The organism is Nonomuraea sp. NPDC049714 (assembly GCF_044465295.1).
In the GTDB taxonomy this organism is placed as follows: domain Bacteria; phylum Actinomycetota; class Actinomycetes; order Streptosporangiales; family Streptosporangiaceae; genus Nonomuraea.
Map to the genome: position 1 here is coordinate 930,060 of NZ_JBITLM010000002.1, position 23,390 is coordinate 953,449.

The 23,390-nt window shown below is 67.9% G+C and carries 37 protein-coding genes and 1 tRNA gene; all 38 read right to left on the reverse strand.

All coding sequences use genetic code 11. The annotated features are described in order from the left end of the window. The 38 genes from ACIBQX_RS11350 to ACIBQX_RS11535 all read right to left on the reverse strand — a co-directional run bounded on the left by ACIBQX_RS11350 (nucleotide 1) and on the right by ACIBQX_RS11535 (nucleotide 23,389). Nucleotides 1–363 (reverse strand): DUF2190 family protein, encoded by a 363-nt coding sequence (locus ACIBQX_RS11350; protein WP_397003129.1) that lies wholly within the window; start codon nucleotides 361–363, stop codon nucleotides 1–3. Between the two features lie 22 nt (nucleotides 364–385). Beyond that, nucleotides 386–1,915 (reverse strand): hypothetical protein, encoded by a 1,530-nt coding sequence (locus tag ACIBQX_RS11355; protein WP_397003131.1) that lies wholly within the window; start codon nucleotides 1,913–1,915, stop codon nucleotides 386–388. A gap of 13 nt (nucleotides 1,916–1,928) precedes the next feature. After that, nucleotides 1,929–2,081, reverse strand: coding sequence for a hypothetical protein (locus tag ACIBQX_RS11360; RefSeq protein ID WP_397003133.1), 153 nt, complete (start codon nucleotides 2,079–2,081; stop codon nucleotides 1,929–1,931). A gap of 16 nt (nucleotides 2,082–2,097) precedes the next feature. After that, nucleotides 2,098–3,186 (reverse strand): hypothetical protein, encoded by a 1,089-nt coding sequence (locus ACIBQX_RS11365; RefSeq protein WP_397003135.1) that lies wholly within the window; start codon nucleotides 3,184–3,186, stop codon nucleotides 2,098–2,100. 10 nt (nucleotides 3,187–3,196) lie between these two features. Then, the gene (locus ACIBQX_RS11370) at nucleotides 3,197–4,864 is read right to left on the reverse strand and encodes a hypothetical protein (RefSeq protein ID WP_397003137.1); all 1,668 of its coding nucleotides are present in this window, start codon (nucleotides 4,862–4,864) and stop codon (nucleotides 3,197–3,199) included. A 14-nt stretch (nucleotides 4,865–4,878) separates the two neighbouring features. Continuing rightward, nucleotides 4,879–6,339: a hypothetical protein gene (locus tag ACIBQX_RS11375; protein WP_397003139.1), complete on the reverse strand. Its 1,461-nt coding sequence runs from the start codon at nucleotides 6,337–6,339 to the stop codon at nucleotides 4,879–4,881. Continuing rightward, a complete protein-coding gene (locus tag ACIBQX_RS11380; protein ID WP_397003141.1) occupies nucleotides 6,302–6,847 on the reverse strand; it encodes a hypothetical protein in 546 nt (181 codons plus the stop codon). The genes ACIBQX_RS11375 and ACIBQX_RS11380 overlap by 38 nt, the downstream gene beginning before the upstream one ends. 136 nt (nucleotides 6,848–6,983) lie before the next feature. After that, nucleotides 6,984–7,271 carry a hypothetical protein gene (locus tag ACIBQX_RS11385; protein ID WP_397003142.1) on the reverse strand — a complete coding sequence of 96 codons (288 nt, stop codon included), beginning with the start codon at nucleotides 7,269–7,271 and terminating at the stop codon, nucleotides 6,984–6,986. Nucleotide 7,272: 1 nt separating this feature from the next. After that, nucleotides 7,273–7,467, reverse strand: a complete 195-nt coding sequence (locus ACIBQX_RS11390; RefSeq protein ID WP_397003144.1) for a hypothetical protein — start codon at nucleotides 7,465–7,467, stop codon at nucleotides 7,273–7,275. Beyond that, nucleotides 7,464–7,709, reverse strand: a complete 246-nt coding sequence (locus ACIBQX_RS11395) for a hypothetical protein (protein WP_397003146.1) — start codon at nucleotides 7,707–7,709, stop codon at nucleotides 7,464–7,466. The genes ACIBQX_RS11390 and ACIBQX_RS11395 overlap by 4 nt, the downstream gene beginning before the upstream one ends. Further along, entirely contained in the window at nucleotides 7,706–7,975 is a 270-nt protein-coding gene (locus tag ACIBQX_RS11400; protein WP_397003148.1) for a hypothetical protein, read from the reverse strand. The genes ACIBQX_RS11395 and ACIBQX_RS11400 overlap by 4 nt, the downstream gene beginning before the upstream one ends. Further along, entirely contained in the window at nucleotides 7,975–8,214 is a 240-nt protein-coding gene (locus tag ACIBQX_RS11405) for a hypothetical protein (RefSeq protein ID WP_397003150.1), read from the reverse strand. The genes ACIBQX_RS11400 and ACIBQX_RS11405 overlap by 1 nt, the downstream gene beginning before the upstream one ends. Nucleotides 8,215–8,320: 106 nt before the next feature. Then, the gene (locus ACIBQX_RS11410) at nucleotides 8,321–8,509 is read right to left on the reverse strand and encodes a hypothetical protein (RefSeq protein ID WP_397003152.1); all 189 of its coding nucleotides are present in this window, start codon (nucleotides 8,507–8,509) and stop codon (nucleotides 8,321–8,323) included. Nucleotides 8,510–8,515: 6 nt separating this feature from the next. Next, on the reverse strand, nucleotides 8,516–8,827 hold the full coding sequence (locus ACIBQX_RS11415; RefSeq protein WP_397003154.1) for a hypothetical protein: 312 nt from the start codon (nucleotides 8,825–8,827) through the stop codon (nucleotides 8,516–8,518). Nucleotides 8,828–8,838: 11 nt separating this feature from the next. Next, entirely contained in the window at nucleotides 8,839–11,490 is a 2,652-nt protein-coding gene (locus tag ACIBQX_RS11420) for a hypothetical protein (RefSeq protein WP_397003156.1), read from the reverse strand. A 70-nt stretch (nucleotides 11,491–11,560) separates the two neighbouring features. Then, nucleotides 11,561–12,022 (reverse strand): hypothetical protein, encoded by a 462-nt coding sequence (locus tag ACIBQX_RS11425; protein WP_397003157.1) that lies wholly within the window; start codon nucleotides 12,020–12,022, stop codon nucleotides 11,561–11,563. A 3-nt stretch (nucleotides 12,023–12,025) separates the two neighbouring features. Further along, the gene (locus ACIBQX_RS11430) at nucleotides 12,026–12,253 is read right to left on the reverse strand and encodes a hypothetical protein (protein WP_397003159.1); all 228 of its coding nucleotides are present in this window, start codon (nucleotides 12,251–12,253) and stop codon (nucleotides 12,026–12,028) included. Continuing rightward, a complete protein-coding gene (locus ACIBQX_RS11435; RefSeq protein WP_397003161.1) occupies nucleotides 12,237–12,521 on the reverse strand; it encodes a hypothetical protein in 285 nt (94 codons plus the stop codon). The genes ACIBQX_RS11430 and ACIBQX_RS11435 overlap by 17 nt, the downstream gene beginning before the upstream one ends. A gap of 346 nt (nucleotides 12,522–12,867) precedes the next feature. Continuing rightward, complete coding sequence (locus ACIBQX_RS11440; protein WP_397003162.1) at nucleotides 12,868–13,395, reverse strand: hypothetical protein; 528 nt, start codon at nucleotides 13,393–13,395, stop codon at nucleotides 12,868–12,870. Nucleotides 13,396–13,644: 249 nt separating this feature from the next. Beyond that, the gene (locus ACIBQX_RS11445) at nucleotides 13,645–14,166 is read right to left on the reverse strand and encodes a DUF6221 family protein (protein WP_397003164.1); all 522 of its coding nucleotides are present in this window, start codon (nucleotides 14,164–14,166) and stop codon (nucleotides 13,645–13,647) included. After that, entirely contained in the window at nucleotides 14,159–14,476 is a 318-nt protein-coding gene (locus ACIBQX_RS11450; protein WP_397003166.1) for a hypothetical protein, read from the reverse strand. Before ACIBQX_RS11450 ends, ACIBQX_RS11445 begins: the two co-directional genes overlap by 8 nt. Nucleotides 14,477–14,558: 82 nt before the next feature. Beyond that, complete coding sequence (locus ACIBQX_RS11455; RefSeq protein WP_397003168.1) at nucleotides 14,559–14,909, reverse strand: hypothetical protein; 351 nt, start codon at nucleotides 14,907–14,909, stop codon at nucleotides 14,559–14,561. After that, nucleotides 14,906–15,862, reverse strand: coding sequence for a phage antirepressor KilAC domain-containing protein (locus tag ACIBQX_RS11460; RefSeq protein ID WP_397003170.1), 957 nt, complete (start codon nucleotides 15,860–15,862; stop codon nucleotides 14,906–14,908). The genes ACIBQX_RS11455 and ACIBQX_RS11460 overlap by 4 nt, the downstream gene beginning before the upstream one ends. A 213-nt stretch (nucleotides 15,863–16,075) precedes the next feature. Further along, on the reverse strand, nucleotides 16,076–16,267 hold the full coding sequence (locus ACIBQX_RS11465; protein WP_397003172.1) for a hypothetical protein: 192 nt from the start codon (nucleotides 16,265–16,267) through the stop codon (nucleotides 16,076–16,078). Next, the gene (locus ACIBQX_RS11470) at nucleotides 16,267–16,662 is read right to left on the reverse strand and encodes a hypothetical protein (RefSeq protein ID WP_397003174.1); all 396 of its coding nucleotides are present in this window, start codon (nucleotides 16,660–16,662) and stop codon (nucleotides 16,267–16,269) included. Before ACIBQX_RS11470 ends, ACIBQX_RS11465 begins: the two co-directional genes overlap by 1 nt. Continuing rightward, nucleotides 16,662–17,312, reverse strand: a complete 651-nt coding sequence (locus tag ACIBQX_RS11475) for a hypothetical protein (protein ID WP_397003175.1) — start codon at nucleotides 17,310–17,312, stop codon at nucleotides 16,662–16,664. Before ACIBQX_RS11475 ends, ACIBQX_RS11470 begins: the two co-directional genes overlap by 1 nt. A gap of 221 nt (nucleotides 17,313–17,533) precedes the next feature. Then, nucleotides 17,534–17,776, reverse strand: a complete 243-nt coding sequence (locus ACIBQX_RS11480) for a hypothetical protein (RefSeq protein ID WP_397003177.1) — start codon at nucleotides 17,774–17,776, stop codon at nucleotides 17,534–17,536. A 299-nt stretch (nucleotides 17,777–18,075) separates the two neighbouring features. Then, nucleotides 18,076–18,149: transfer RNA gene (locus ACIBQX_RS11485), tRNA-Lys, on the reverse strand. Nucleotides 18,150–18,169: 20 nt separating this feature from the next. Continuing rightward, on the reverse strand, nucleotides 18,170–19,585 hold the full coding sequence (locus ACIBQX_RS11490; protein WP_397003179.1) for a hypothetical protein: 1,416 nt from the start codon (nucleotides 19,583–19,585) through the stop codon (nucleotides 18,170–18,172). A 63-nt stretch (nucleotides 19,586–19,648) separates the two neighbouring features. Then, a complete protein-coding gene (locus tag ACIBQX_RS11495; protein ID WP_397003181.1) occupies nucleotides 19,649–20,374 on the reverse strand; it encodes a hypothetical protein in 726 nt (241 codons plus the stop codon). 294 nt (nucleotides 20,375–20,668) lie between these two features. Then, a complete protein-coding gene (locus tag ACIBQX_RS11500) occupies nucleotides 20,669–21,103 on the reverse strand; it encodes a hypothetical protein (protein WP_397003183.1) in 435 nt (144 codons plus the stop codon). Nucleotides 21,104–21,197: 94 nt separating this feature from the next. Beyond that, complete coding sequence (locus tag ACIBQX_RS11505) at nucleotides 21,198–21,509, reverse strand: hypothetical protein (RefSeq protein ID WP_397003184.1); 312 nt, start codon at nucleotides 21,507–21,509, stop codon at nucleotides 21,198–21,200. Continuing rightward, entirely contained in the window at nucleotides 21,506–21,967 is a 462-nt protein-coding gene (locus ACIBQX_RS11510) for a hypothetical protein (RefSeq protein WP_397003186.1), read from the reverse strand. Before ACIBQX_RS11510 ends, ACIBQX_RS11505 begins: the two co-directional genes overlap by 4 nt. Next, nucleotides 21,964–22,275 carry a DUF6011 domain-containing protein gene (locus ACIBQX_RS11515; RefSeq protein ID WP_397003188.1) on the reverse strand — a complete coding sequence of 104 codons (312 nt, stop codon included), beginning with the start codon at nucleotides 22,273–22,275 and terminating at the stop codon, nucleotides 21,964–21,966. The genes ACIBQX_RS11510 and ACIBQX_RS11515 overlap by 4 nt, the downstream gene beginning before the upstream one ends. After that, the gene (locus ACIBQX_RS11520; RefSeq protein WP_397003190.1) at nucleotides 22,268–22,465 is read right to left on the reverse strand and encodes a hypothetical protein; all 198 of its coding nucleotides are present in this window, start codon (nucleotides 22,463–22,465) and stop codon (nucleotides 22,268–22,270) included. The genes ACIBQX_RS11515 and ACIBQX_RS11520 overlap by 8 nt, the downstream gene beginning before the upstream one ends. Continuing rightward, nucleotides 22,458–22,631, reverse strand: coding sequence for a hypothetical protein (locus ACIBQX_RS11525; protein ID WP_397003192.1), 174 nt, complete (start codon nucleotides 22,629–22,631; stop codon nucleotides 22,458–22,460). The genes ACIBQX_RS11520 and ACIBQX_RS11525 overlap by 8 nt, the downstream gene beginning before the upstream one ends. Then, nucleotides 22,624–23,010 carry a hypothetical protein gene (locus tag ACIBQX_RS11530; RefSeq protein ID WP_397003194.1) on the reverse strand — a complete coding sequence of 129 codons (387 nt, stop codon included), beginning with the start codon at nucleotides 23,008–23,010 and terminating at the stop codon, nucleotides 22,624–22,626. The genes ACIBQX_RS11525 and ACIBQX_RS11530 overlap by 8 nt, the downstream gene beginning before the upstream one ends. After that, nucleotides 23,003–23,389, reverse strand: a complete 387-nt coding sequence (locus ACIBQX_RS11535; RefSeq protein WP_397003196.1) for a DUF4326 domain-containing protein — start codon at nucleotides 23,387–23,389, stop codon at nucleotides 23,003–23,005. Before ACIBQX_RS11535 ends, ACIBQX_RS11530 begins: the two co-directional genes overlap by 8 nt. Nucleotide 23,390 lies beyond the last annotated feature (1 nt).

Sequence of the window (23,390 nt, forward strand, 5' to 3'; positions counted from 1 at the left end):
CTAATAGCCGATCTTGACGGGGATGGTGCCGGTCGCGCCGCTGGTGACGGAGCCGAGCGCGTAACCGAAGCGCTTGTTGCCCGACGACGCGTCATTGATCTTGTTGGCGTCGGCGGAGTCGAAGTACATGAGGGTGCCCGGCACCACGTTGCCGCCCTCGGCGTCCACGAACAGGTCGGCTACGCCGTTGCACTTGACGGTGGCGAAGCCGTCGGAGTCCTCGTCCGTCAGCGCGACGAACGGCAGGTCCACCAGCACGCCCGGGTCGCCGGACATGATCAGGCCAGCGGTGCCGGAGCCGGTGACTCCGGAGACGTTGACCCTGAGCTGGTCGCCGTCCTCGAAAACGATGTTGGTTGCCATGAAAGTTCAGGTCCTTCCGGGGTTACGGGCGGCCGACAGCGGCCAGGCGGGCGGCTTCGGGACTGAGCCCGCGGGACTTGTACGTCTCCTCCAGCGCCGTCACGGTCGCCGCATCCGAGACGGACGACGCGGACGAGGTGGCGGACTCGCCCAGGCCGCGGACCTGACCGGCGCCCTCACCCTCGGCGAGGGAGGCCAGGTAGGTGGATTCGGCCTTCGCCGCCTCCTCCACGCTGGTCTTCAGAGCGGACTCGTCTAGGGTGTTCTCGCCGGTCAGCGGGACACTCTCGGAGGTGACCGCGGCCAGGAGCTTGGCCTGCGCGCCGGCGGGCAGGCCGGACTCGGCCAGCACCTTCGTGGCGATGGGACGGGCGGCCTCCAGGGCGGTGAAGCGGGCCAGCATCAGCTTGGCGTCAGCGGCCTCCTGCAGCGCGGCGGCCTTGTCAGCCTCAGCGGTGGTGCGCGCCTCTTCCAGCTCGCGCGCCTGGGCCTCGGTGAGCTCGGGCATGCCGACCTCTCTTTCGTTCTCGACGGCGGGCGAGCTGCCCGGCTCGTTCTTGGATTCCGCCACCTCGGTGGGCGCGGGGTTCTCGGGGTTGGCGGCGTCTGCCGCTACGGGAGGGGAGGGGTCGTCCCACAGGTCCCGCTCGTACAGGTGAGGCATCTGGTCGGCGACCTTCGCGTTGAACGCGGTCAGCCCTTCGCCGATCGCCTGCGACAGGCCGATGCGCTCGTCGCGAGACAGCCGGCCCTCGCCGAACATGTCGTCGCACATCTCGGTGAACAGCCGATGAATGCGGGACTCCAGCCAGTGGCCGACGTTGCGCGCCTCCGAAACCTTCGCCGCAGGCTTCGACTTGGGCGCGACCTTGCCCTTGAGGAAGGGGGGCAGGTCCTCCTCGTCGTCGTCCTCATCCGGTTCGACGTCTTCGGCGTCGTCTGGCTTCTTGCTGTCGTCGTCCTGGCCCTTGGCGTCCTTCTTCTTGAACGGCGGCGCCTTCGCCTCAGTGGCGGACCTCAGCAGGTCCCCCGACTGAGCGCGGGCCGATTCCAGCAGTGCCACGATCTTTCCTCCAGCTCCTGCGGCGGTCACGAAGTCCACGGAGGACGCCTCGGCGAGGCTGGTGACGATCGGGCCGCGAATGTTGTCCTCGGTGGACGCCTCGACGGTGCCGAAGGCGCGGATGCTCATGCCGATGTGCTCGGCCATGGCTTCGATGACGGGCGCCCAGTGCGGGTACACCTCGACGTCGGCGTACAGGCCGTCGCCCTCGTAGACCGCGGTGGTGGCCAGATGGCCCGCCAGGTCGCGCACGGAGCGCTCGGGCCGCTCGTACGCCTCGGTGACGCCCGGGTGATCCAAAAACACGGGCAGACCCTGGACGAATACGGCGGGGCCGTCCTGCCGCAGCATCGCCGCCGGGTAGAAGCCGGAACTGCCTTGCACGTCCCCGGCGATGATCCGCGCCCGGAACTTGCGGTTTTTCGGGGCCTGCCCGCCCGTAGCCTCGGCGAGCGGCACGCGCTCGACGAGCGCCTGCTGTTCGGGCATGGTGACCTCCAGGTCAGGTGATGTCAGGCAGGAAGCCTGCGAAGACGAGCAGCGCCCCGGCGAGGCAGGCGAGGGCGGCGACCCAGCCCTTGTGGACGGCGGCGTAGACGGCAGCCCCGAGCAGGCAGAGGCCGGCGATGATGACGAGCAGTTCGGTGACGGACATCAGGTCTCCCTGAGGTTCAGGCGGCGCTGCTGCGTCGCTGCTTGGCGATGCGCTCCAGGTCCTTGACCGGCCGCACCCCGTACGAGTCGCGCCATTCGGGGGTCGTGCGGAGTTCCGGCAGGTCTTCCCACTCGACGTCGCCTGACTTGAGCAGGTCGAGGCGACGGCGACCCATGATCTGCACCTGCTCGGCTTCGGGCAGTGCGTTGAAGATGGCGCGTGCGTCGGGGATGAGGTCGTCGGGCTCGTCGATGCCTTCGAAGCCGAGGTCGGCCCAGCTCTTGGTTTTGGGTGTGCGACTGCAGCGGCCCTGTTGGTGATCTATCGGACCTGGCTCGGTCAGCGGGTGGACGGTGCCATGGCGAGCCCAGCACGAGGGACAGGTTCGGCCCCTGCTGGAGTTGAGCTCGCACATCCACACCCAGCCCGCCAGCACGTCGCCGTGCTGTTCCTGGCCGATCTCGGCGGCCTCGCGGTGGGCGTCCAACGTCTCGGTGCGCGCCAGGTTGAGCGCCCGGGTGAGACCGCCGTTGAACTCGCCTTCGAGGTTCTTCACCATCCGGGCGGCGGCGGTGCGCGGGTTGTCGCCCACGACCACGCCGCGGACCAGTTCACGTTTCATCCGCTCGGTGGCTTCGTCGGCGAGGGGCCAGTGCCGGGCGTGGATCTGCTCGGCGGTGCGGCGGACGATCGAGTCGATGGCGTCGGGCTGCTGGACCTTGTAGTTCGCGGCGAGCGCCTTGGTGGAGCCGTACGGGAGTTGGGAGGCGACGAGCGGGTTCTGGGCGTCGAGGGCGACCTTGGCCGCCAGTCGGGCGGCTTCGATCGTCTCGGTGCGGGTGAGGTCGGCGAGGCGTTCGAGGGTGGCGCCGATCACGTCAAGGGCGCGCACCACGCGGGCGGTGTGCTGGATCTGCCTGCGTGACGGCCACGCCCCGTCGCCGATCTGCAGGAGCTCGCCGATCGCCTCCACGACGTCGAGGGCGATCTGATCCCACGCTCTCACCCAGGCGGAGACCAGCGACCTGGACGTGCTGTCCACGATGCTGCTGACCGCCTGGCGCATCTGCTCGACGATGCGGATCGTCTCCGAGGTGATCGCCATGACCACCTCGCTACGCCGGGTCGGGCTCCGCGGCCGGTTCGTCGTCCGGGGGCTTTTCGTCTTCGCTGCCGGGCTTGTCGGGCTTACGGCCTGCGAGGAGTGCGGCCGGATCGTCGCCGCGGCGGAAGGCGTCCACGGCAGCCTGGCCGGCTTGCCCTGCGGCGCCTTCAGGGGGCTTGAAGTTGCCGTCCTCATCCGTCAATCCGTCGAGGATGGACTCCACATCTCTCACGCCGAGCGCCTCCAGGAGGAGACGGACGACGACGAGAGGCGGCACGTAGCCGGTCGCGTCGGCCTTCACGATGGCCTCGATGACGGCGCCAGGGTCAAGGTCGTCAATGTCAGGCCAGGCGATATCCAGCGTGTCGTCGGCGTCGGCGGCGAGTTCAACGGTTTCGACGCCGTCTTCCAGCCTGACGGTGCCCTTGAGCTTGCCCTGCGGCGCCTTTACCGCGGAGGCGATGACGTAGCCGAGGATGGCCTGGAACGTTTCCGTCCACGCCTCGCGGCGGAGCTCCATGGTGCGCTCAGTGGGCGAGTCGAGGGTTTCGGCTGTGGCGCGGGCGCCGGTGGTGCCGGGGTCTCCGAGGAGCATCGTCACCGGTACGTCGAGGGCTGCGGCCACCATGGCGGCGAGCGGACGCCCGGACTCGGAGTCGATCGTGGCGCCCGACTTGGGGATGGCCTCCAACGCCATGTCCGGGGTGGTAAAGGCGGTGGCGCCGGCGCGCTGCGGTTCGCCGCTGTAGCGGTCGGTGGTCGGGGCTGTGGCCATCCTCGCCTTGGCCGCGGCCTGCTTGCTGCCCTTGCTGGTGAGCTTCCACGCGAACCGGGACAGCGCCTTGACGAGGGTCGCCCAGTCCTCCAGGAAGCTCTTGTACGCCTGCGCCCAGTCGATCGCGGTGTAGGTGACGCCGAGGCCGAACTTCCAGCCCTTGTCGCCGCCCGTCTTCATGTGGTGGACGGGGGCGTCCCACATGACCTCCGCCACGTCGCCGACCTGGTCGCGCACCCGGAGCGGCTTAGCACCCTTGGGGCGGTAGCCGAGCGCCGGATAGTAGACGGTGCGGTGCCGGGAGGTGAGGCCGCCGGTGATCGGGTCGGTGCTGCTCTCGAACCAGACGCGCTTGTAGTACCAGACTTCGGAGCAGTCTTCGGGGTTGGTGATGACGTCGGCGATCTCATCCCAGGGGATGGATCGGGCTTGGACGCGGCCGGTGCGCGGGTTGGTGAACAGCGCCCAGAACAGGTTGCCGTCCGTGTCCAGCGCCTTCTCGTTCTCGATCTTCGCCTGTGCGCCGGTCAGGCAGCGGCGGTTACCGGCGTCGTCGAGGAACGCCTGGACGAGGGCGTTGACGTCCTCGTCGCGGGCGCTGATCTCCACGCCTTGGCCCCACACGTACGCCATCCGCAGGGCCAGCCCGCGCTTGATCAGGGCGTTCTTCAACGCCATGATCCGGTTGACGGCAGTGATCTGCCGCAACCCTTCGCGGGTGAACTCCTGCTCGGCCATCGAGGTCAGCCGCTGCCAGCCCGGCTCGTACATGCGCCGTTCGAGGTCGGCGATGGACTCTTCCAGGTGGGCGACCGTCGCACGCTCTGCGCGGACCACCTCGGCCAGCTCGGTGCGGCCGGTCACCCGGTAGAACGTCTCCTGCAAGCGGGAGGCGAGACCCACAATGCCTCCCTCGGCTAATACGGCGAGATTGAGAACTCGGCCAGGTCGTCGTCGAGGTCTTCGTTGCCGACGATCTCGTCAGGCGGCGCCACGTGGCCGTAGGCGAGCATCACCGAGTCGGCGCGGTCAGGAGACGGCAGGCCGCGCTTCTTCATGTCGTCCTTCGACTCGATCAGCACCTGGCCGCGGGCAGTGAACTTGTACTTGAGGGTGCCGAGCTGTGAGGCGAGCTCATCGTCTTCGGGGTCAAGGTCGATGTCGCCGGCCTCGAACCGTTCACGGAGCCCCCACCACCATTCGGCGCGGGCGTTCGCGTAGTGCTCGCGGTCCATCGCCCCGGCGCCGGACTGCATGTCGAGGACGTCATGCCCCGCTTCGAGGAGCTCGTCGACGACGCCGGAGCCGACACCGACGCCGTCCACGCGGATCTCCTGCACGTGGTGCTCGCGCTTGGCCGCGATGACCTTCCCGGTCGTCTCGGTCGTCCTGGCGTGGGAGAAGTCACCGATGATGCGGGCGATCGGCCCGCGGGCGAGGCACAGGATGGAGCGGTCGGAGCCGAAGCGTGCGACATCCACGCCGAGGACGTTGACCGGGCCGGGTTCCAGGGTGCGCTGCCGGGCGGCTTCGATCCAGCGGGGCGAGATGAGGGTGTCGTCGCCGACCTCGGGGAAGTCACCGAGGACCTTGGACACGTAGCGGGGCGAGGTTTCGCCCCACCGCTTGCGCTTGTCCTCAACCCACTCGGGCGACAACATGAGCGGCCGGAGCTTCTCGGGGAACGGCTCGTCGGTGAAGTTCGGGGTGTCGAACCCGGAGATGCGGATCGTGTTCCAGCCGGAGCCGGGCTTACACACGTTGCCGAATTCGGTGTTCGGGTCATCGGGGTTGCCGATCGCCAGGATGCGGCAGTCGGCGCCGGTGGTGATGGCCTCTACGGCGGTCCACAGCTGTTCGGGGATGCCGCACGCCTCGTCGAGGATGACCAGGACGTAGCGGCGGTGGATTCCCTGGAAGCCGTGCTGGTCCTGGTCTGCCGGCTTGCGACCCCAGCCGACCAGAGTGCCGTCGTCCAGCTTCCACTCATCCGACTGCAGTACCCGTCCGGGCAGCGGGTCGCCGGCCGGGTTCTTGGCCGCCTTCCGGATCTCCTCCCACAGGATCGCGTGCACCTGCGCGTAGGTGGGGGCGGTGGAGACGATGAACGCCTCACCGGGCGGGTGGACGTCGATCCACCAGCAGGCGATCTGGGCGGCGAGGAACGACTTGCCGGCGTTGTGGCAGGACTTCACCGCGGTGCGGCGATGCCCTACGACTGACAGGGCGATGTCGCGCTGCTTGGACCAGAGGTGCCCGCCGAGCCTGTCGTGGACCCAGCCGACCGGATCGTTCAGGTAGGGACTCGGCTTGGGTGGTTCGACGCTCTCTTCGATGCGGTCAGCTGCTCGCGACAGAACGGAGGCGACGGGCGACATGGCGGCTCGCCTCCACCTGCTGCTCTTGCGGTAGTCCGAGGTCGGCGATGCCTCCGGTCACGGCCCGCATGATGAGGTCGGCCTGCTGTTCGGAGATGCGCGCCAGGCGTTCGTCGATGTTGAGCCGGGCCATGGCGGTGAGGAACTTCTCGCACCGGTCCATGGCCCGCTCGAAGAGTGCGACCTCGGCGCGAAGCTGTTCGCCGCCTTCGGTGGAGTAGCGGAGGCTGGTGAGTTCGTTGACGTGGTCGCGGATGGCGTCCTTCCAAGCGACGACCTCGCCGGTGATCTTCGCCAGTTCGGATAGCGGGTCCGTGATGGGCTCGACGTCCATGCGGGCCAGTTGTGCGCGGACCTTGCCTTCGGCTACACGCTGGGCGGCTTTGGCTTTCACCTGCTTGGCGCGTCCGCCGTGGGCGTGGCATACGAGGCCGCCGGTGATGGCGTAGTTGTTGCACGGGTCGCCGTTGGTCTTGCGGCCTTTGCACTTCAGGGCTTGCCGTCCCATGTGCCGCCTCCAAGGGTTCGAGGTGTGGGGGCGGGTTCTGGGTCGCGGGCCCGGAAGGGATCTTGTTCTGCTGGGACGATTACGGACGGTAGGTATCAGCCCCGGCGATCGAGAGAGCTTTTCATCGAAATCTCACTTACCGTGACGAAACAGGGGGCATCTCTGTGGCCGTGTTCGGCGGCTGAGCAGTGCCGTTCCGGTGCTCGTCGTCCAGGTGTTCGACCGCAACCGCCCACAGGCTGGGGATGGTCAGGACGTACGCCACCTTGGGATCCCGGTAGTCGCCTTCGAGGTGGCCGTAGTGAGCGATCGGGTGGCCCTTGCAGTCCCGGCAGTAGAGGCTCACTCCGCCGTCTGCGTCGCCTGTCAGCTTGAGGCGCTGGTCGAGGAGTGCGGCTATGAGAGCGTCGGTGGAGACCCTCATGTCAGCCCTTGGCCTTCGGATAGCTGCCGACCTCGACCGTCTCCCTGGGGGCCACTTCGTCCAGGACGACAGGCCACACGCAGTCGGTCGGCTCAACGCAGGCGGCCACAGCCTTCTCCCGCGAGGAGAACACGCCGCCCAGCTCCCACAGGCTGCCGTCCTGGCTCTTTACCTGGCCCATGATCCAGAGACTCATCGCTCAGCCTCGCTCATGAACACTTCCCGGACCTTGGTAAGCCCGTCCGGCCAGCGGGCGACCAGGAAGCGGCGGGTCCGAGATGGCAGCTCGCACGACACGCTGTCGTCCCGCGTGAAAACCAGTTCGCCCGGGAGGTGGCCGCCGGTGGCGAGTTCATCGGCAGTGGGTGCGTCGGCGGTCCGCAGGTTGATCGCGAACGTCACTCGCACCTCTGATCCATCGCCCACGAAGTTGCTCATTGCTCACCTGCCGGAGGAGTCCAGCCGAGAACGATCAGCGCGGCCCATGCTTCGTCGGGCATGGACACCTCGAAGCGGGAGTTCTCCACGCCTAGTTCCGTGACCTCGATCGCGTAGATGGCGAGCTCCGCTTCTACGCGAGGCCAGCCGTTGCGCGGGTCCACGTCGATGGTGAGGCGGCGAATGCCTTCGCTGAAGTCTTGCCCGTCGAGGGTGACCTTGTGAGGGAGCGGGCCACCGGACAGGGTGAGGGTGCGCTTGGACATCACGCGCTCACCTGCCCCATGCCGAGCCAGCCGTTCAGGATGCTGGCGTGGATGATGCCCGCCATGAGCAGGACGCATCCGAGCCACACCCCACCGTGGCCGAGGGGCCCGATCTTGGCGCCTTCAAACTCTTCCTGCCAGATCCACAGCAGGGCGTTGACCGCGCCGAAACTGCCGAGGGCGGAGCAGAGGAGCAGGATTCCGAGCAGAATCTGACCTGCGACGTACATGAAGTCCATGGGGGTTCTCCCGGTAATGGCGAGGACCCCGAGTCCGGGAGGTCTCGGGGCCCTCTAACCTGCGGTGGCGAACCGCAGGGTCCTATCCGGCACAGGTTGTGCCAGGTCAGGCGTCCTGTTTGCGTTCAGCCCGCGAAGCCTGCCAACTCGACCAGTGGCCGGCGACGTTGGCCCAGACGGACATGATGACGAGCCAGGGGATGGAGTCCTTCCACCACAGTAGCGACGGGATCATGAGGGCGATCCAGGTGATGGTGGCTGCCAGGTGAAAGTGCTGCCAAAAGCGTGAACTCATGGCAGGTCAGTCGATCTTTACGGGGCGGCCTTCGATGACCGGCTCCTCAGGTGAGGCGTCGATCCGCACGAACGGCACGTAGGTGCCGGGCGCGGCGGAGAAGTCGAAGTTGGTGCCGGGCCCGATCAGGATCTGGGCGACGGTCTGACCGTCCTCGTCCTCACCCCACCCGGCCTCTTTCCACCCGGCCTCCGTTGGGCGTGCTGGGTACAGGCACACCTGCATCTCCACGCCCAAGCCGGTGAGCACGTCGGGAGGGCCGTCGACCGCCACGTCCAAGTACTCCTTGGATTCGCGCGGGTACTCGCGTACAGGCATCGGCCCTCCTTTCAGGGTGCGACCGTCCAGCGGCGGCGGGTTCTGGTCGTGCCCCAGTCGCGGTCTGCGGTAGGGCTCGTCCAGCGCCGTTTCGCCGGCTGATCGCCGAGGCGTGCGTGGATGTCTCCGACCTGGCCTGTGGACACGGTCGGGCTTGGGATGGAGGCGGTGGCGGCGACGGTTGGAGGCCGTGCCGTAGTCGAGATCAGCGCCGCGGGGATGGTCGCGTGGGCTGCCACTGCTGCGGGTGTGGCTGCGACGAGCGTCACCGTGGTCGGGGTGTGAACCGCGGCGGTGGCCAGGACTACAGCCGGTGCTGCGGTGGAGCCGGCCGAGGTGTCGGACCCAGGGATGGACGCCGATGCGTTGATCGTGGCCGGTGTGGCGGTCGCGTTGCCGCCGGCCTGGACGGTCGGCGTGGGCACCGTGACGCTGGCTGTGACCGCGCCTGGCGTTGCTGTCGCCCCCGTCGCCACGGTGGGCGCAGGGATGCTCGCAGAAGCGGCTACGACGCCAGGAGAGGCGGTAGTGCCAGTAGATGCCCCAGCGGCGGGAATCGACGCCGTAGCGGCGACTACAGCCGCTTGTGCGGTGGATCCTGCTGTGATGTCCGGGGCTGGGATGTCCGCTGCAGCCTGGACTGTGGCAGGCGAGGCCGTCGAGGAGGAGCCGGACTGGACGGCCGGCGCCGGGATCGTGGCGACGGCGGACACGACTGCCGGGGTGGCGGTCATGTCCGCGGCGACGTCAGGGGTGGGGATGGTGGTGGTCGCCGGAACCACGCCAGGTGTCGCGGTTGCCCCGGTGGACACGGTGGGCGCCGGAATCGTGGTCGTGGCCCCGACGACGAGCGGGGCGGCTGTGGAGCCGGTGGAGACGGTCGCAGCGGGGATGCTGGCCGACGCGGTGACCGTGGCTGGGAGGGCTGCGGTGACCGCTGTAACGGACGGCGCGGGGATGCTGGCCGTCGCCTGGACGGTGGCCGGTGAAGCGGTGGCGCCCGCGCTGGCCGTGGGTGTCGGCACCGTAGCGGTCGCCTGGACGACCATAGCGGCGATGACAGAGCCCGTGGACACCGTCGGGGCAGAGATCGACGCGGTAGCCGCTACGACGCTCGGAAAGGCCGTCGAGCCCGCGCTGGCGGTGGGAGCCGGGACCGTAGAGGTCGCGGCCACCACGGCAGGGGAAGCGGTCGAGCCGGTCGATGCGGCGGGCGCGGGGATCGACGCGGACGCCTGCACGGCAGCGGGTGTCACGGTCGCGTCGGGGTTGGCGAGCGCCGGGGCGAAACCGAGCGTCACCCCAGAGACGGCAGCGAGGACGACGGTAGAGGTGAAGTTCTCGGTGCCGGTGGGGCTGGTGGAGGACAGTTCGCGGGTCGCCGCTGTGGCGGTGGTGTATGTGGTGGACTGGACGTCGGCGATCTCATCCAGACCGGCCGGCGGCGTCCAGGTGGAGGCCTCACCGACGGCGACACCGACCGCGAAACGCAACTCCAGCGAGTTGGCTGCGGGTGGGGTGATGCCGGGTGTGGGGGTGGTGGCGGTTTCTGCGGCGTTGGCGAGCGCAAAGGTGGGCTCGTCGGTGCCGGCGTCTTGGACGGCGACGATGATGACGGTGCCGTCTGACTGGGTGTCCTGGCCGAAGTCCCAGGTGGCGGGTTCGGTGCCGTCCGCGATCCGCCAGTACACGACCACTTGGAGTTGGTCTTCGCCTGCGGTGTAGGTGGTGAGCTGCGTCCAGTCGGGGTCGGCGGTCATGTCGGCGAGGGTGCCGACGTCGCAGGCGTGGTGGGCGAGCAGCAGGTCGCCTGTCTGGCTGGTGGGGGCGGGCGTGGTGAGGGTGGGGAGCCGGTCGCCGATGAAGCTGATGTCGCGTACGGCGGGGTTGAGGCCGGGCGTGCTTGCGGCCGGGGCGGGGATCGTGGCGACGGCCTGGACGACGGCGGGGGTGGCGGTGGCGTTGCCGGTCGTGGTGACGGTCGGGGACGGGATCGACGCGGTCGCCTGAACCACGGCAGGGGTGGCGGTCGCGTCCGTGCCCGCCACCGCCGATGGGACGCACGCCACGAACGCGAGACGGGCGTCCATGCTGGCCGCCGACGCGAACGTCAACGTGCCCGTCGATCCGCCCGTGGTGCGGTGGCGGGTAGACGACGCCCCAGACGTGCGAGTCCCCGACTGCGCCTCGCCCCGCTTGGTGTGAGGAGCCGACACACCCCACGGGGTGAGAGTCGCACCGAGGGTGACATCGCCGAACGCGAACCGGATCTCGCAGTCGTCCTCGCCGATGGCGGTGGTGGACGGGGTGGTCACGTTCGTGCCGAAGCCGGAGCTGTTGCTGTTCGAGGCGGGTGTGGTGGCTCCGTCGGCGTCCTGGACGGCGATGATGATGACGACACCGGCGGAGGTGTTGGCCTGCCCGAAGCTGTAGCTGCCGGGCTCGGACGGGCCTGCGACCTTCCACCACAGCTTGCCGATGACCGTGGCCGAGCGCTGCTGCAGCAGCGTCCACCCGGACGCGGTCAGTGAGCCGATCGCGCCGGCGTTGCCCGTGTGGGCGGCGATCAGCACATCGCCTTCGACAACACCGGACGGCTTGTTGCAGGAGATGCTGGTGGAGGTGCCGGTGGCGGTGGTGTGGGACCGGTACGTTGCCGCCACGCCAACCCCCTGACATGCGAAAACCGCCCGTAGGCGGCAGAGTCAGGAGGTCAGGCAGCGTCGTGGAAGGTCAGGGGACAAGGTCCAGTGCGGCCCAGCCGCTAGCCGAGACCTGGATCAGCAGGGTTCCTGCAGACGTCGCGTAGTCCTGGGTCAGGTCCACGAGCAGGAACGCCGACTTGGGCGTGAGGCCGTTGTTGTAGATCAGGACGCCGCGTACGCCGGTGAGCGTCGAGGACGACCACGATGGGTCGGCGGAGTCGAAGGTGAGCACCCCGGACGAGCCGGTCAGGGTCGTGGTGGTGAGGACGACTCCACCAGCGGTGTAACCGGTGCCCGAGACCTCGTTGGCGTTCCAGACGCCCGCGCCATAGGCAGCATTCGCCGTTGACGTGCTGTAATCGGGAGTCACACTGTTGGTGAAGAGAGCGGCCTTGATCAGGGTCTCGCTCTCCAGGTCCAGATCGAGGTTCGAGTCGCCGAGCGACGCCCCGATGTTGTTGACGAAGATGCCGCTTCCGGAGATCGCCACTGGTCAGCCCTCCTGTCCCATGGTCTCGACGTAGGCGTCTCCGCCCACGGATGTGGTCTCATCGCGCGCGAGAGAGCGCGCCCCCCGCAGGGCGTCAGCCGCCTCGCGGATGCGGTCCTGGTCCCCCGACTGCTTGGCGTCGATCAGGTCGGCTTCGAGCCCACCCAGCGCGTCCAGGGCGTCGGCCTGTGCTCGGAGTTCGGCGGCGGCGCGCTTAGCGCTGCTGGACATCGGTGGTCTCCTTCTTCATTGCGGAGGCGAGAATGACGGCCCGAACCGTTTCGAGGTTCTTGATGGTCACGTCCTGCCGGTCCGACCCGTACTGGCGGACCTCGTTGCCGAGCTGGTCCAGGACGCGTTTCTCGGACGGGGTGTCCACGAGCACCTGATCTCGGGTGGCGTTCGTCCATCCGCCGGCGCGGGTTTGCACACCCTTCGACTTCAGCCACTCCCCGTACGGGCCGTGACGCTCGCGGTCGTACTCCTCGCGCATGACCACCCCCGGAATGCGAATGGCCCGCTCGGTGGCGGGCCTCAGGTGGTCAGATGCGGTTACGGGTGGTCGGGCTGCGCTCTCGTACGCGGCACCCGCGAGTAGTCCTCACCGGGGATCGGCTCAACCTCGTGAGCCATGAACCACACCCGGCGCGGTGCTTGGAGGCCCGCCTCGGTAGCCGGGGGCGATCTCCACGATCTCGACCAGTGCTTCCCACGAGCCGTCCGGCTTGCGACGCCACTCGATCAAGCCGCCTGCCATGGCGTGGTGGCCTGGGAGGCGGACAGATGGTGGAAGGCCCTGCATGCTGCGACGATACCCAGCGGTCGAACGGGCATTCGAGTCAGGGTTAGAAGTCGTGGGCGCATGCCGGGCAGACGTAGATCTTCTGCAGGTCTGTCTGCGCGACCATCGGCGGGTTGTCCGGGGAGGTCTCCGCGTTGATCCGGGCCACGAGGGCGACATGCTCGGCCATCAGATCAGCGGCGGTCGGGTAGACGCGGCTGCACTCGCGGCAGGTCCGGTAGGGGGCGCTCTCCGACTTCACCGCGTTGGCGTAGTCCTCGGGCACCCACGGCCCCTGGAGAGTGGCGTACGCCGGATGGTCAGCGAAGCGGGCGATACGAGCAGGGAAGACCTCGGTCTCGTACTCCCGGCGGGCGTACGACAAGTCCACGTTGCCGGGGCACTCCATGGCCACGCAGTAGTCGTAGCGCTCCAGCAGGCGGCGGTCAGCTTCGATGTTCGCCTTCAGCCTGTCGCCGTAGACGCGGAGGTAGCCCTGTACGAGAGGGCCGCTCGTCAAGCGGTCCAGGTCCGCCGCCTCCTCATCGAGGCGGGCGCGGAAGAACTCGACGATCGCGGCTTCTCGCTCCACGAGGGGGCTCCAGGGTGAGGGGGTTGATCCGGGCGGACGGCGGCGTGCAGCTCAGACCGCCCGCCCGGAGGCCTAAAGTCAGCGCCTGCTCCTGCGGAAGCTTCGTTCCACGAGCCAGCAGGCGAGCACCTGAATGGTGACGGAGAAGACCAGAGCAGCCACGGTCATGAGAGCCCAGAAGGCATCGTCATCCATCGACGACCGCCCCGTACATCTGGGCGAGTTCTTCGGGCGCAGAGATGTACGGCATCAGTCGCTCACCCACTCCGGGTTGAAGCCGGGACGGTGGCGGTAGCCTTTCGCGAACCGCTTCACCAGGTAGGTGCTGGGGCCGTAGAGGGGTTCTCCAGGATGGTCCGGATCTCCTGCCCCTTGGCCTTCTCCATAGGCGATCTCGTCAAGCTGGTCCACGATGGAGACCATCACGTCGAGCAGCGCCAGTTCGGCTTCACACCGGGCGATCGTGTCCCGAGGCTGCTGGAGCACGATGTGGTCAGCGGCTTCCCGCTTCCACACGCCGCCGCCGTCGTCGTACTCGGTGGTCGCGACAGGGCTAAGCACCGGGACCTCGGTCTCTTGCTCGGTCTCCCGGTCGTATTTCCACGTCGTATCGCCTGTAGGCGCTCCGTGGATCTGCCAGGCGTCGGTATCGCTGCCCTGCCCGTCTTGCCCGGTGTTCACCCACGGGCCAGGGGATGCCTCGTCGGCCGCCTTTGCCTGAGTGAGGTCGCCTTCGATGGTGGCTCTCAGCCACGCCAGCAGGTCATCCATGAGCGTTGCCGAGAGGCTCGGAGATCATGCGGTCGTTCAGCAGCGTCTCTAGATCGCCGTGCTGCGGTGGGCGGGAGATGAGCCGGGACAGCGCCAACTCCGGGCCGTAGCCTGGGCAGCGGTGGTGCCAGTCGATCACCTCGTACACGGTGGTGCCGCACACCGTGATCCGGTCGCCCTCGACGGTCACCCACTCGTTCTCGGCCAGCCACGTGCGAGGGAAAGCAGCGGTGCGGTCAGCCCAGGTGACGCATGCGTCGCCGTACGCGCCGACATCGACGGTCACGGCGCCGTGATTGCAGAAGGCCATGAGCGGTCCTAGGAGGTCAGGGGGTTGATGTCCGGGCGGACGGTGGCGTGCAGTCGGACCGCCCGCCCGGAGGTCTAGGGGGTCAAGGTCGGACCCACTGCTGACGTTCGCGACTCCACACCAGTTCGCGCCTGCCTGCGGCGATCAGCAGCCTGTTCAGGTCCGGCCGCGCCTCGGGGTGGTCTGGCTCGCATGCCACCCAGCCGCCGTTGCCCGGCCGCCAGATGCACCACCAGCCCTCACGCTCACACTCGACGTTGCCGGGCCAGGCGCCCGTCCAGATCGCGAACACCTCGGCGAACTCGTGCTCTCGGCACTGGAGTTGCTGCGTGCCGCAGAGCGGGCAGCGGGCTACGTCGCAGCCGATCTCGTGCGGACCGTCGGGCTCGACCTGACAGTCCGGGCAGCGAAGATCCTTGGTCGCGGCGGTCACGGGCGGATCACCTTCGGGTCCAGCGTGTTGTACTCGCCGATGGTCGAGTGGATGCGCTTCCATGCGTGCCGGACGCCCTTCGGGGTGAGGCGGGCGTACGTGGTGAGGAGCGTGCCCCGCGTGTGCGTCTCGTAGTCGGTGGTGGCGTTCTCGCACCAGCCCGCCTTGAGAGCGGTCGCGGTCGCCTGCCCCTTCTCTGAAGTACCAGCCCGGATGACCATCCCGATCATGCCGAGGTAGGCGAAGACGTGTTCCTGCAGCACCTTGATGCCGCGAGGGTGCGCCCACTGCTGGACGTTACGGGCGAAGGTGCGGACCGTCATGGTTCCGTTAGCGGCGGCGAAGGTCTCGGCGAGTTCGTGACCCGGTGTCAGTTCCTTGATCTTCTCGTCGCGCTGCTCAACCTGTCGCTCGGCCTGCATACGCGCCATCACCTGATCGCGGAGCATGTCCAGCACGACCAGCACGCCCTCTGGCGTGGTCGTGTCCGGGACCGCCAGATCGGTCGCGGACGTCGCCGCCTGCTTCTCGGCGATCTCCTGCTTATAGGTCTGCACCGCGAAGTACGTCTGGGCGCGGGCGATGGCGGGCCGCTTGGGGTTGCCGTTCTGCGCGACGAGGAAGCTCGCGTAGCGCGTCAGCCGGTAGTCGGCCACGGCCCTGAAGGCTCCCGAGCCGATCGGGACCATTCTGTCGCGGGCGACAAAATGGTAGGCGACCTCGAAGCCGCTCTTCTGGCAGGCTTCCATCGCCCTCTGGATGGCGTCGGAGAACTTCCGCCAGTCGGTGCCGTAGTCGAGTTCGGGCATCAGGTCCCGTGCGAACCAGTGCTCTCCGTCCTCGTCCATGTGGCGAATCTCATCCAACGGCGACGCCGGGCCGCTCGCTGTCGAAAGCTCCAACTGTCGGCCCTGGTCGTCGGCCTCATCGTCGAACGGGATACGGTAGTCCATGGTCGATCTCCTGGTGATGCAGGTGGTCGGCAAGCTCCGGGCGGTCGGTGAAGCGGCCGTCCGGGGCGCTCTCGATCGAGAGCCCGATGCCTAGATCTTACCGTTTGACCTGCATAAACGCCGGTTCGTCAAGCGCTCCGAAGATCGCTAGCGCGGGCATCGCAGCAGGTCAGACGGTGTGATGAACGCCACTCTCGCAGCGCCCGGTTTAGGTTAGAGATGTCCGTTTTCGGAGCGCCTCAGGATCAGCCGACGTACCGCGTCAGCGTCGTACACCAGCACCCCGCCCGCGCTCTCAGCGACGATCCGGGCCCGGGCGGCGTCAGCCACCACCTGACGGGTTGGCTGCCAGTGCTGCATCCACGCCGCCACCTCGTGAAGGTGGGCAGCGGACAGGGCGGCCATCAGCCCTGCCCCTCGTCGCTGAGCCCTTCTACCGGTACAAGCCGGTAGTGGGCGTCCACGTGGGACGCCTTCTCGACGGAGAACCGGCAGCCGCCGCACACAGCGTCGTCGTGCCAGTAGCCGTGGTTAAGGGTGCCGCAGTGGTGCAGCCAGGCGAACTCCTGCCGCTCGCGGTCGGCCTGCTGCTGAAGCTTGTGCACGCTCGCCGGGGTCGGCTCCGGCTCGTGGACGCTCGCACCCTCGGGCAAGTGACACAGCATGCACCGGCCGTTCGAGTCCGCGATCGGCTCGTGCGGGTGGAACTGCATGTGCTTGTTCTGCCAGTCGAACGGGACCAGCGCCCCGCAGTCCTCGCACGCTTCGGCCTCGTTGATGCCGATCCCTTGAAAAGGCATCAGGCATCCACCCGCGCCGAGCTGGACCTCAGAGTGTCCCGGTTCGGGTTCTCGCACACCGAGAACCCGTCCGCTTCCGTATAGGTGAGGCGCTGGACGGTGAACCACCGGCCGTGCAACGACTGGCTCGGGTCTACGCCCGCCTGCCCACAGACCATGTCGTGCGGGACGGAGAAGTGGTCGGCGGTGCTGTGGATCGGGGTCTCCAGGACGGTACGGCCATCGGCCTCGTACCAGACGCGCACGTCGATCCTGTCCAGCCCGGCGACGACCTCGGCCGCCCGCTCGTCCCGCTCTGCGAGGAACTTGACGTACTCGTCCTCTGCCGCAGCCTGGACCTTCTCCAGGTCCCAGCCCTCGACAATCAACTGATGGGGGCCGTGCGCGTTATTCTCCACCGTCACAGAGATGCGGTCCGGGTCCCCGACGAAGTCTTCCCTGCCGGAGTGGTGCTGCAGTTCGCGGTCCTTGCCGAGCGTGCGGGTGATCGTGTGCCAGTCGCGCACCTCGGGCGGCGCGTCGAGCAGCTCGAACTCTTCGACATTGTCTCCGTGCTCGTACGCTTCGGCCGCCTCGCGCGTGCTGAAGACCTGCCGGATGCTGTACCAGTAGTCGCCGGGGTCTCCGCTGGTCGCTACGTACGCCTTCATGCGCTTCTCCACAGGGGGTGCAGGGGGTTAAGCGCGGCATGCCTACAACCCCCCAGCTAAGACATGCCGCGCGTTCAAGGGGGATGGCAGGGCCGGTCCGGGTGAGCCCTCAGCACCAGAGGATCGGACCGGCCCGCCAAGGCGCTCAAGCAGCACGGGGGCACCGCGAGCGCCGGGCGCACTCCTCGGGGGAGGGCGCGTATCGGAATGTCTAGGGCTATCTAGGCTGCGAGGAGGGAAGCGCGGAGCTCGTCCCGCTCCTCAGGAGTGGCCGGCACACGCTCCCCGAGATGAAGGCACCGGCCGATCACGGACAGGTCGCGCCAGTCGTACCAGGCCGTCTTGCCCAGCTTGACGATGAGGCGGGCGTGGTGGCGAGAAGCCCACACGCGGACGGTCGGCTCGGGCTTACCCAGGCGTCGGGCAGCGTCAGCAATGGTGATCCGCTCAGGCTTCTCCTGCATGCTGGTCACCCCCAGACATGCGAAAAGCCCCCGGACCATACGGTCTGAGGGCCTTTGCTCCCACGTTGACTCCGATTTATAACAGCTCACCGGCGAAAACACCAATTACGACTCGCCAGAACTTTCGCAGTCGAGGCCGAAGTACTCCTCCACGGTCATCGCCCGATCCTCGTCCAAGACACGAAGAGGCAGGTACGACGGGACCACATCGAAGCCTCCATCGCGGCGGAAGCATTGGAATGCCGAGGCCGGAGGGGAAGTGGCGCACATTTCTTCTCCGTCACCCCGGCACAGTTAAGCCTCGCTGACTGGGCTCGAACCAGCGTCCACCCGGGCCCAAGAGCCGGGCGCTCTACCACTGAGCTACAGCGAGGGCCGTTCCATCATCGCCTATCAGGACGAGTGCCCGCCACCGAAAAGCGGACGAGACGGAAGATCCGACACGACCACACCAGCTGAGAGGCCGTGCGCCACGTCTTCGGCCAGCTCCGGCTTGACCCGCTTGCCGCTGAACACGCCCGCCCGGCGCAGCAGCGACGCCCACACCGGGTCGGCGATCGTCACCCCGTGCACAAGTTCCGGCGTTGGCTCGAACACGACGACCCGATGCTTGGCCGGGCTGGCGGTCCACCCGCTGTCGGCCGGGTTCAGGCCGGCATCGGCGCATGCCTGCTCCACGTCGGCCCGAGTGCATGTCACTCGACCGGACAGCACCTCCCACGGCAGCGGCAGCGATGACCACACCTTCGTGTTCGGGTCAAGATCGCCGCCCGATTGCTGGTGCCACCACGCCAAGTCGGCCGCCATCAGCCTCATCACCTTGCCAGGGCATGCCGCGTCCAGCAGGGCGAGAGCGTCCATCGACTGCAGGCAGGCGAGCCAGCCGGCGCGGGCAGCGTTGTACGCCTGGGCGACGGTGTTCCACGTGGAGGAGTCGTCGCCGCGGCGGACCACCATCGACTCCCGGCTGAACGGCCGGGTGTTCCAGATGTGCTCCAGCCGTTCAGCGCACTGCCGCATGACCGCGTACCAGGCGCCGAGCATTTCGCCACGCTGGGCGTCGTTGAGCCGGGCGAGGATGGACGGCTTGGCGTACACGACGGCGATCATCGCCCAGTCGGTGCCGGGGTTTCGCTCGCAGCGGGCCATCAGCATCTCGGCCACGTCATCGAACGGGTTGCCTTTGCCGGTCAAGCTGAACTGGCGGCGCATGTTCCGGCGTGCCGTGAAGTAGGCGACGAAGCACGCCGCGTCGACGTCAGCAGCGAACCGGTCCTCGGTGATGGTGGCGGCGAATCCGCTCCGCCCGATCAGCAGCAGACGGCGCAACTCTTTGCCGTCGCCAAGCTTGGACGCCTTCGCGGCGAGTCGGCCGAGCGCCCGAAAGCGCCGGTTGTACTGCCGCTTCGGCAAGTCGATGCCCGCAGAAGCGCGGCCGGCACGGTCGAGTCGGCCGCTCTTGAAGTCGGCCCGGTCTGCGCTCCACCCGATCTCCCGGCCTGCGAGCGCGGCCACGTCTGCCAGCGCGATCGGATCGTCGGCGTTTCGGCCAGTCCACTCATCGCTGTCGAAGAGGCGTGCCACGGCAGCGAGCTGGTGCGCTCCATCCTTCGGCTTGGCGAACTCGTCCGTCATCGACGACACGTAACCGCGACGCCGATAGGAGTGCCGCGCAGCCTGTTCAAGGATCCGCCGCTCGCGCACGTCGAGCGCACCGTCGAGGGCGAGGTGGACCAGGTCGGCGACATCCTCGGGGCGCATGCGGCGGTCGAGGGAGCGGTGCAGGTCGTAGATCGGGGCGTTGGCCATGAGGGGTCTCCTAGCAGTTACCGGAAGGGTAGCTGCGCAGTCGGTGAAGGTCAGAGGGCTTTTCTAAGCGCGGTGGGTGACGGGGCCGTCGGCGCCTGCGGGTTGGAGGGAACGGCGCCGGTAGGACTTGACCGGCTCCACCCTGACCTTCGTCAGGTCGCTGTACTCCTGCGCGTCGTACTCGGCGCGGCAGGCCCGGCACTTCGCCCCCGCGTGCTGCCCGTCGTCGTCCAGCAGCTCGTACAGCTCCGCGAAACCGCAGTCGCAGTACACCCCCGACAGGTGGCGTGGGCGCTGCTTGGTATCGGTCAGGAACGCCCGGCACCGGTAGGCCAGATCCAGCAGCTCCAGGCCGGCGTCGGCGCCGGACAGGTCCTCGAAGGTGTCGTCACGCGCCATCGAGGCGGCGGGCAGGGCGAGGAGGGCGTCCATGTGGGCGGACAGGATCGTGAACGCCTGCGTGAGGACTGCCCCGTCGCGGCGCCGACGAGACAGGCTCGTGTCGAGCGGGGTGAGCCGGGCGACGTCGCGGACGCGTTCTTCCCAGGAGACGAGCGTGGCCAGGATCAGCCGCAGGAGCGCGTCGGCGCCGAGGGAGAGCGGCACCGGGGCGGACTTGGAGACGCACACCACCGGGCCGCCCGCCACCGCGAACGACTTGTTGAGGCGCTGGTGGACGCGCACCCACAACAGCGGCAGGTCGTTGAGGGACTTACTCACCGCGGTACGGTCCTGCGGGCAGAACGGCTGGTAGGTGAGAGCCGGGAGCCGCCTCGTCTTGCCGTCCACCGTGGAGAGGCGAGGGTCTGAGCATCGGTCGGCGCGGGCGCATTCCCGCTGGCCGTCATCGGCGCGGCTATCGGACGTCGTCGGATCGGAATGAACCCAGTACCTGGCCATTTGCGGTCTCCCCGATGAGTACGCTTGTCGGTAGACCCGAGGCTGGTGGTGTTCGAGGGTCGGCGGTGGAGGGGCGGTCTCCCGGTGGTGCGGGAGGCCGCTCTTTGCGTCTACCTAGAGTGTGGCGTATGTCGAGACGTTGGGATGCCCAACGAGCGTCTCACGCTCACTCGATGGGACTCATCAAAGGACGCAGGAAGTGCAGGGCGACTTACCTGCCTTTTCGGCTGTGTAGTACGACATCTGCACAACGTCGCGCTGGTGGTCGCCTGCGCGTGCGTGGATGCGGTGACCCTCTTTGAACTCCGTGCACCGAACGTCGTAGTGGTAGAGCTCGCCTTGTTTGGTGGCGATGACCTCGCCGGCTTCTGTGATGTATCCCCAATGGGTGCGGCAGCCGACCCGCGTGCAGCGGAGGATCCACGGGGCTGTGACGGCCATCAAAAAGCGACCCTCGAACGTATCGCCGCTGCCACATAGCGGCTTCAGCTCGCTATTCAGCAGGTGGTAAATCTCGTTGGATCCCTGCGTGCTCTTCTTCACGGTTACGCCAGCGATCGCGACCTTGCGCAGAGCTGTACGCAGGGCCCCGAGCTCGGTACCTCTGTCGGGTGGCATTGGCGATCCTCCAGCGTAGTTTCCCGGCCACCTTGAGTGTCCTACCGAACGTGGGCATCGTCGAGCGGTTGGAGCTCCGCGGTACGGTCTGCGGTCACGGTGCCAGGCTCCTCTCGCTGGACACGGTGGTCCCGTCCGCCAGCGTCATGGTCAGCCGGTAGGACGCCGACCCTGTCATGGCCGCTTCGAAGTCGACGACCCCTTGCGGGTAGGTGACGGGCTCGACGGCGAGCACCTGGGCCAGCATGCCGTCCAGCAGCGCTTCCCAGATCGGGTCCTGGTCCTCGTGGCGGTAAGCACAGTGGTCGCATGTCGGGCAGTGCGGGTGATCCTGCTTGCCGCAGTCGTGGCCGGGGTTCCAGGTGCACCGCTCACACGACGAGCAGGGGCCATCGTCCTCGGTCATGACGTCGTTCTTTCCGGAGGAACCAACCGGTACTGGGCTTCGGGATGTTCGACGGCGTTCCCGCACCCTGCGCAAACCGCACCAACCTGCCAACGGCCCGGCGTGAGGCAGCCGCATGCGCACTTCCACGCCATCTCTTGCTCGGGAGGTGGATCTACTTGCGAGATGGCGAAGTCCTGCGGTGCCAGCACAGATGTGCCATCCGGCAGATCTATCACCATGGTCGGCCTGTTGTGGAGTGCAGAGAGTCGCCCCACCCAGACGAGTCCTTGTGGGGTGGTCATCATGACCCACTTGCCGATGAGGCGCTTAAGGTTGGGGCGGTCCTTCAGCCCCAAGTGGTAGTTGATTGTATCTACGAAAGCGTTGTACCCCTCGTCCACGTTCTCGGCGGTGATCTGCTTGGTCCATTCGCGCCAGGCGCGGGCGAACGTTGCCATGTCCAGCGGGTATGTCATGTCTCCTCCAGCAAGTCGATCTGCCCTTGACAGTCTCCGCCGTCTCGCCGGGAGAAGCGGGTTGAGCCAGGGTCGATGATCCCCAGCTTCTCGGCGCACTCCCGCCCGTACCTGCGCTTGCGGGATTTCGGGTCCCACAGAAGCTTTCCGCAGTTGCCGAGGCAGTACATGGGCGGGAGGGACCCGGGGAACGGCGGGGCGTCGAGGGCCAGGAGGTTCACCGGTCCTCCCAGCGTGGCGGCTCGTGGCGGAGACGCCGTTCGTACCGCAGCTTCGGCGTAGCGCTGGCGGAGGTCGTCGTCAGCCACGGCGGGTCTCCCTCGGGCATCCCGTGTCGCATCGACCGTGCACCCTGCACAGGCCGCTGTAGGCGTAGTGCCGCAGGCACGGCAGGCGCAGGCGGTGGGAGCGGTGGACGCAGCGCAGGCCGGGGACGAACAGCGCCCACAGGTGGGCGCTGGCCCAGTCCCAGCGGGACGGAAGGCGGGTCTCAGGCACGGTCGTCCTCCTCGGCCTCGTCTCGCCCGTAGAGGATGTCCAGCAAGGTCGCGCGACGCTCCGCGACCACCAAAGCGAGGCGGTCCCGTAGTGCTTCGAGTCGCCTGGCGTTCGCCATCTGACGGCGACGATGCGCCCGGAGCGCTGCCCGGAGATCGCTATTCACGGTCGGCATGGTCGTTCCTCTCAGGTAGGGCGGCGAGGATCTCGCGCGCCTCGGCGTGCGGGCAGCGCTCCCCTGGCTCCAGCGACAGGAAGCCGTGAGCCTGGCAGCCTCCGTGATGGTCGAACCAGCACTCGTCCGGGTCGGTGAGCGCTTGGAGGAGTTCGGCGGGGATGGCGACCAGTCCTGCGCCGGCCAACGCCTCTACGGCGATCCTGGCCGCGTCTTCGGCCTCTCGCCCGGACGGGCGGATGGGCTCTCCGGCCTTGAGGGTGGCGGTGGCGCGCTCCTGGGGGCGGATCCGCATGTCCTTACGGAGGGCGGCCTCGATCAGCTCAGCAGGGGCGGCCAGTACTGCTTCCTCGGGGATGGGCTCAAGCATCGCACGCCTCCCGCACCAGCTCCAGCAGGTACGCGGCGTGGCAGTGGTCCGGCGCCCCCGGCTTCGGGGTAGCGCACCAGCAGGCGAGGTCCCGGCCGGCCAACTCGTCCAGGCGGAGCATCAGGTGCGGCTGCTCGACCACCCAGCAGGAGTACAGGTGCACGGCCTGCTCGCGGGTCATGGGCGTGAGGGAGACGAGTCCGCGGGCTCCTCCTGGAACGGCTGCGGCAATGTACGGCCACAGTGGGGAGTCGTTGCGGACCTTCTCGCCGACCTTGAACGGGTTACCCCAGGGCGTCGTCCGGTCCACGCAGACCGCGCCCTCGGGGAGCTTGGAGCCTTTGCTGCGCTTCCTCTGGACGCGCTTGGGGGTGGTCACA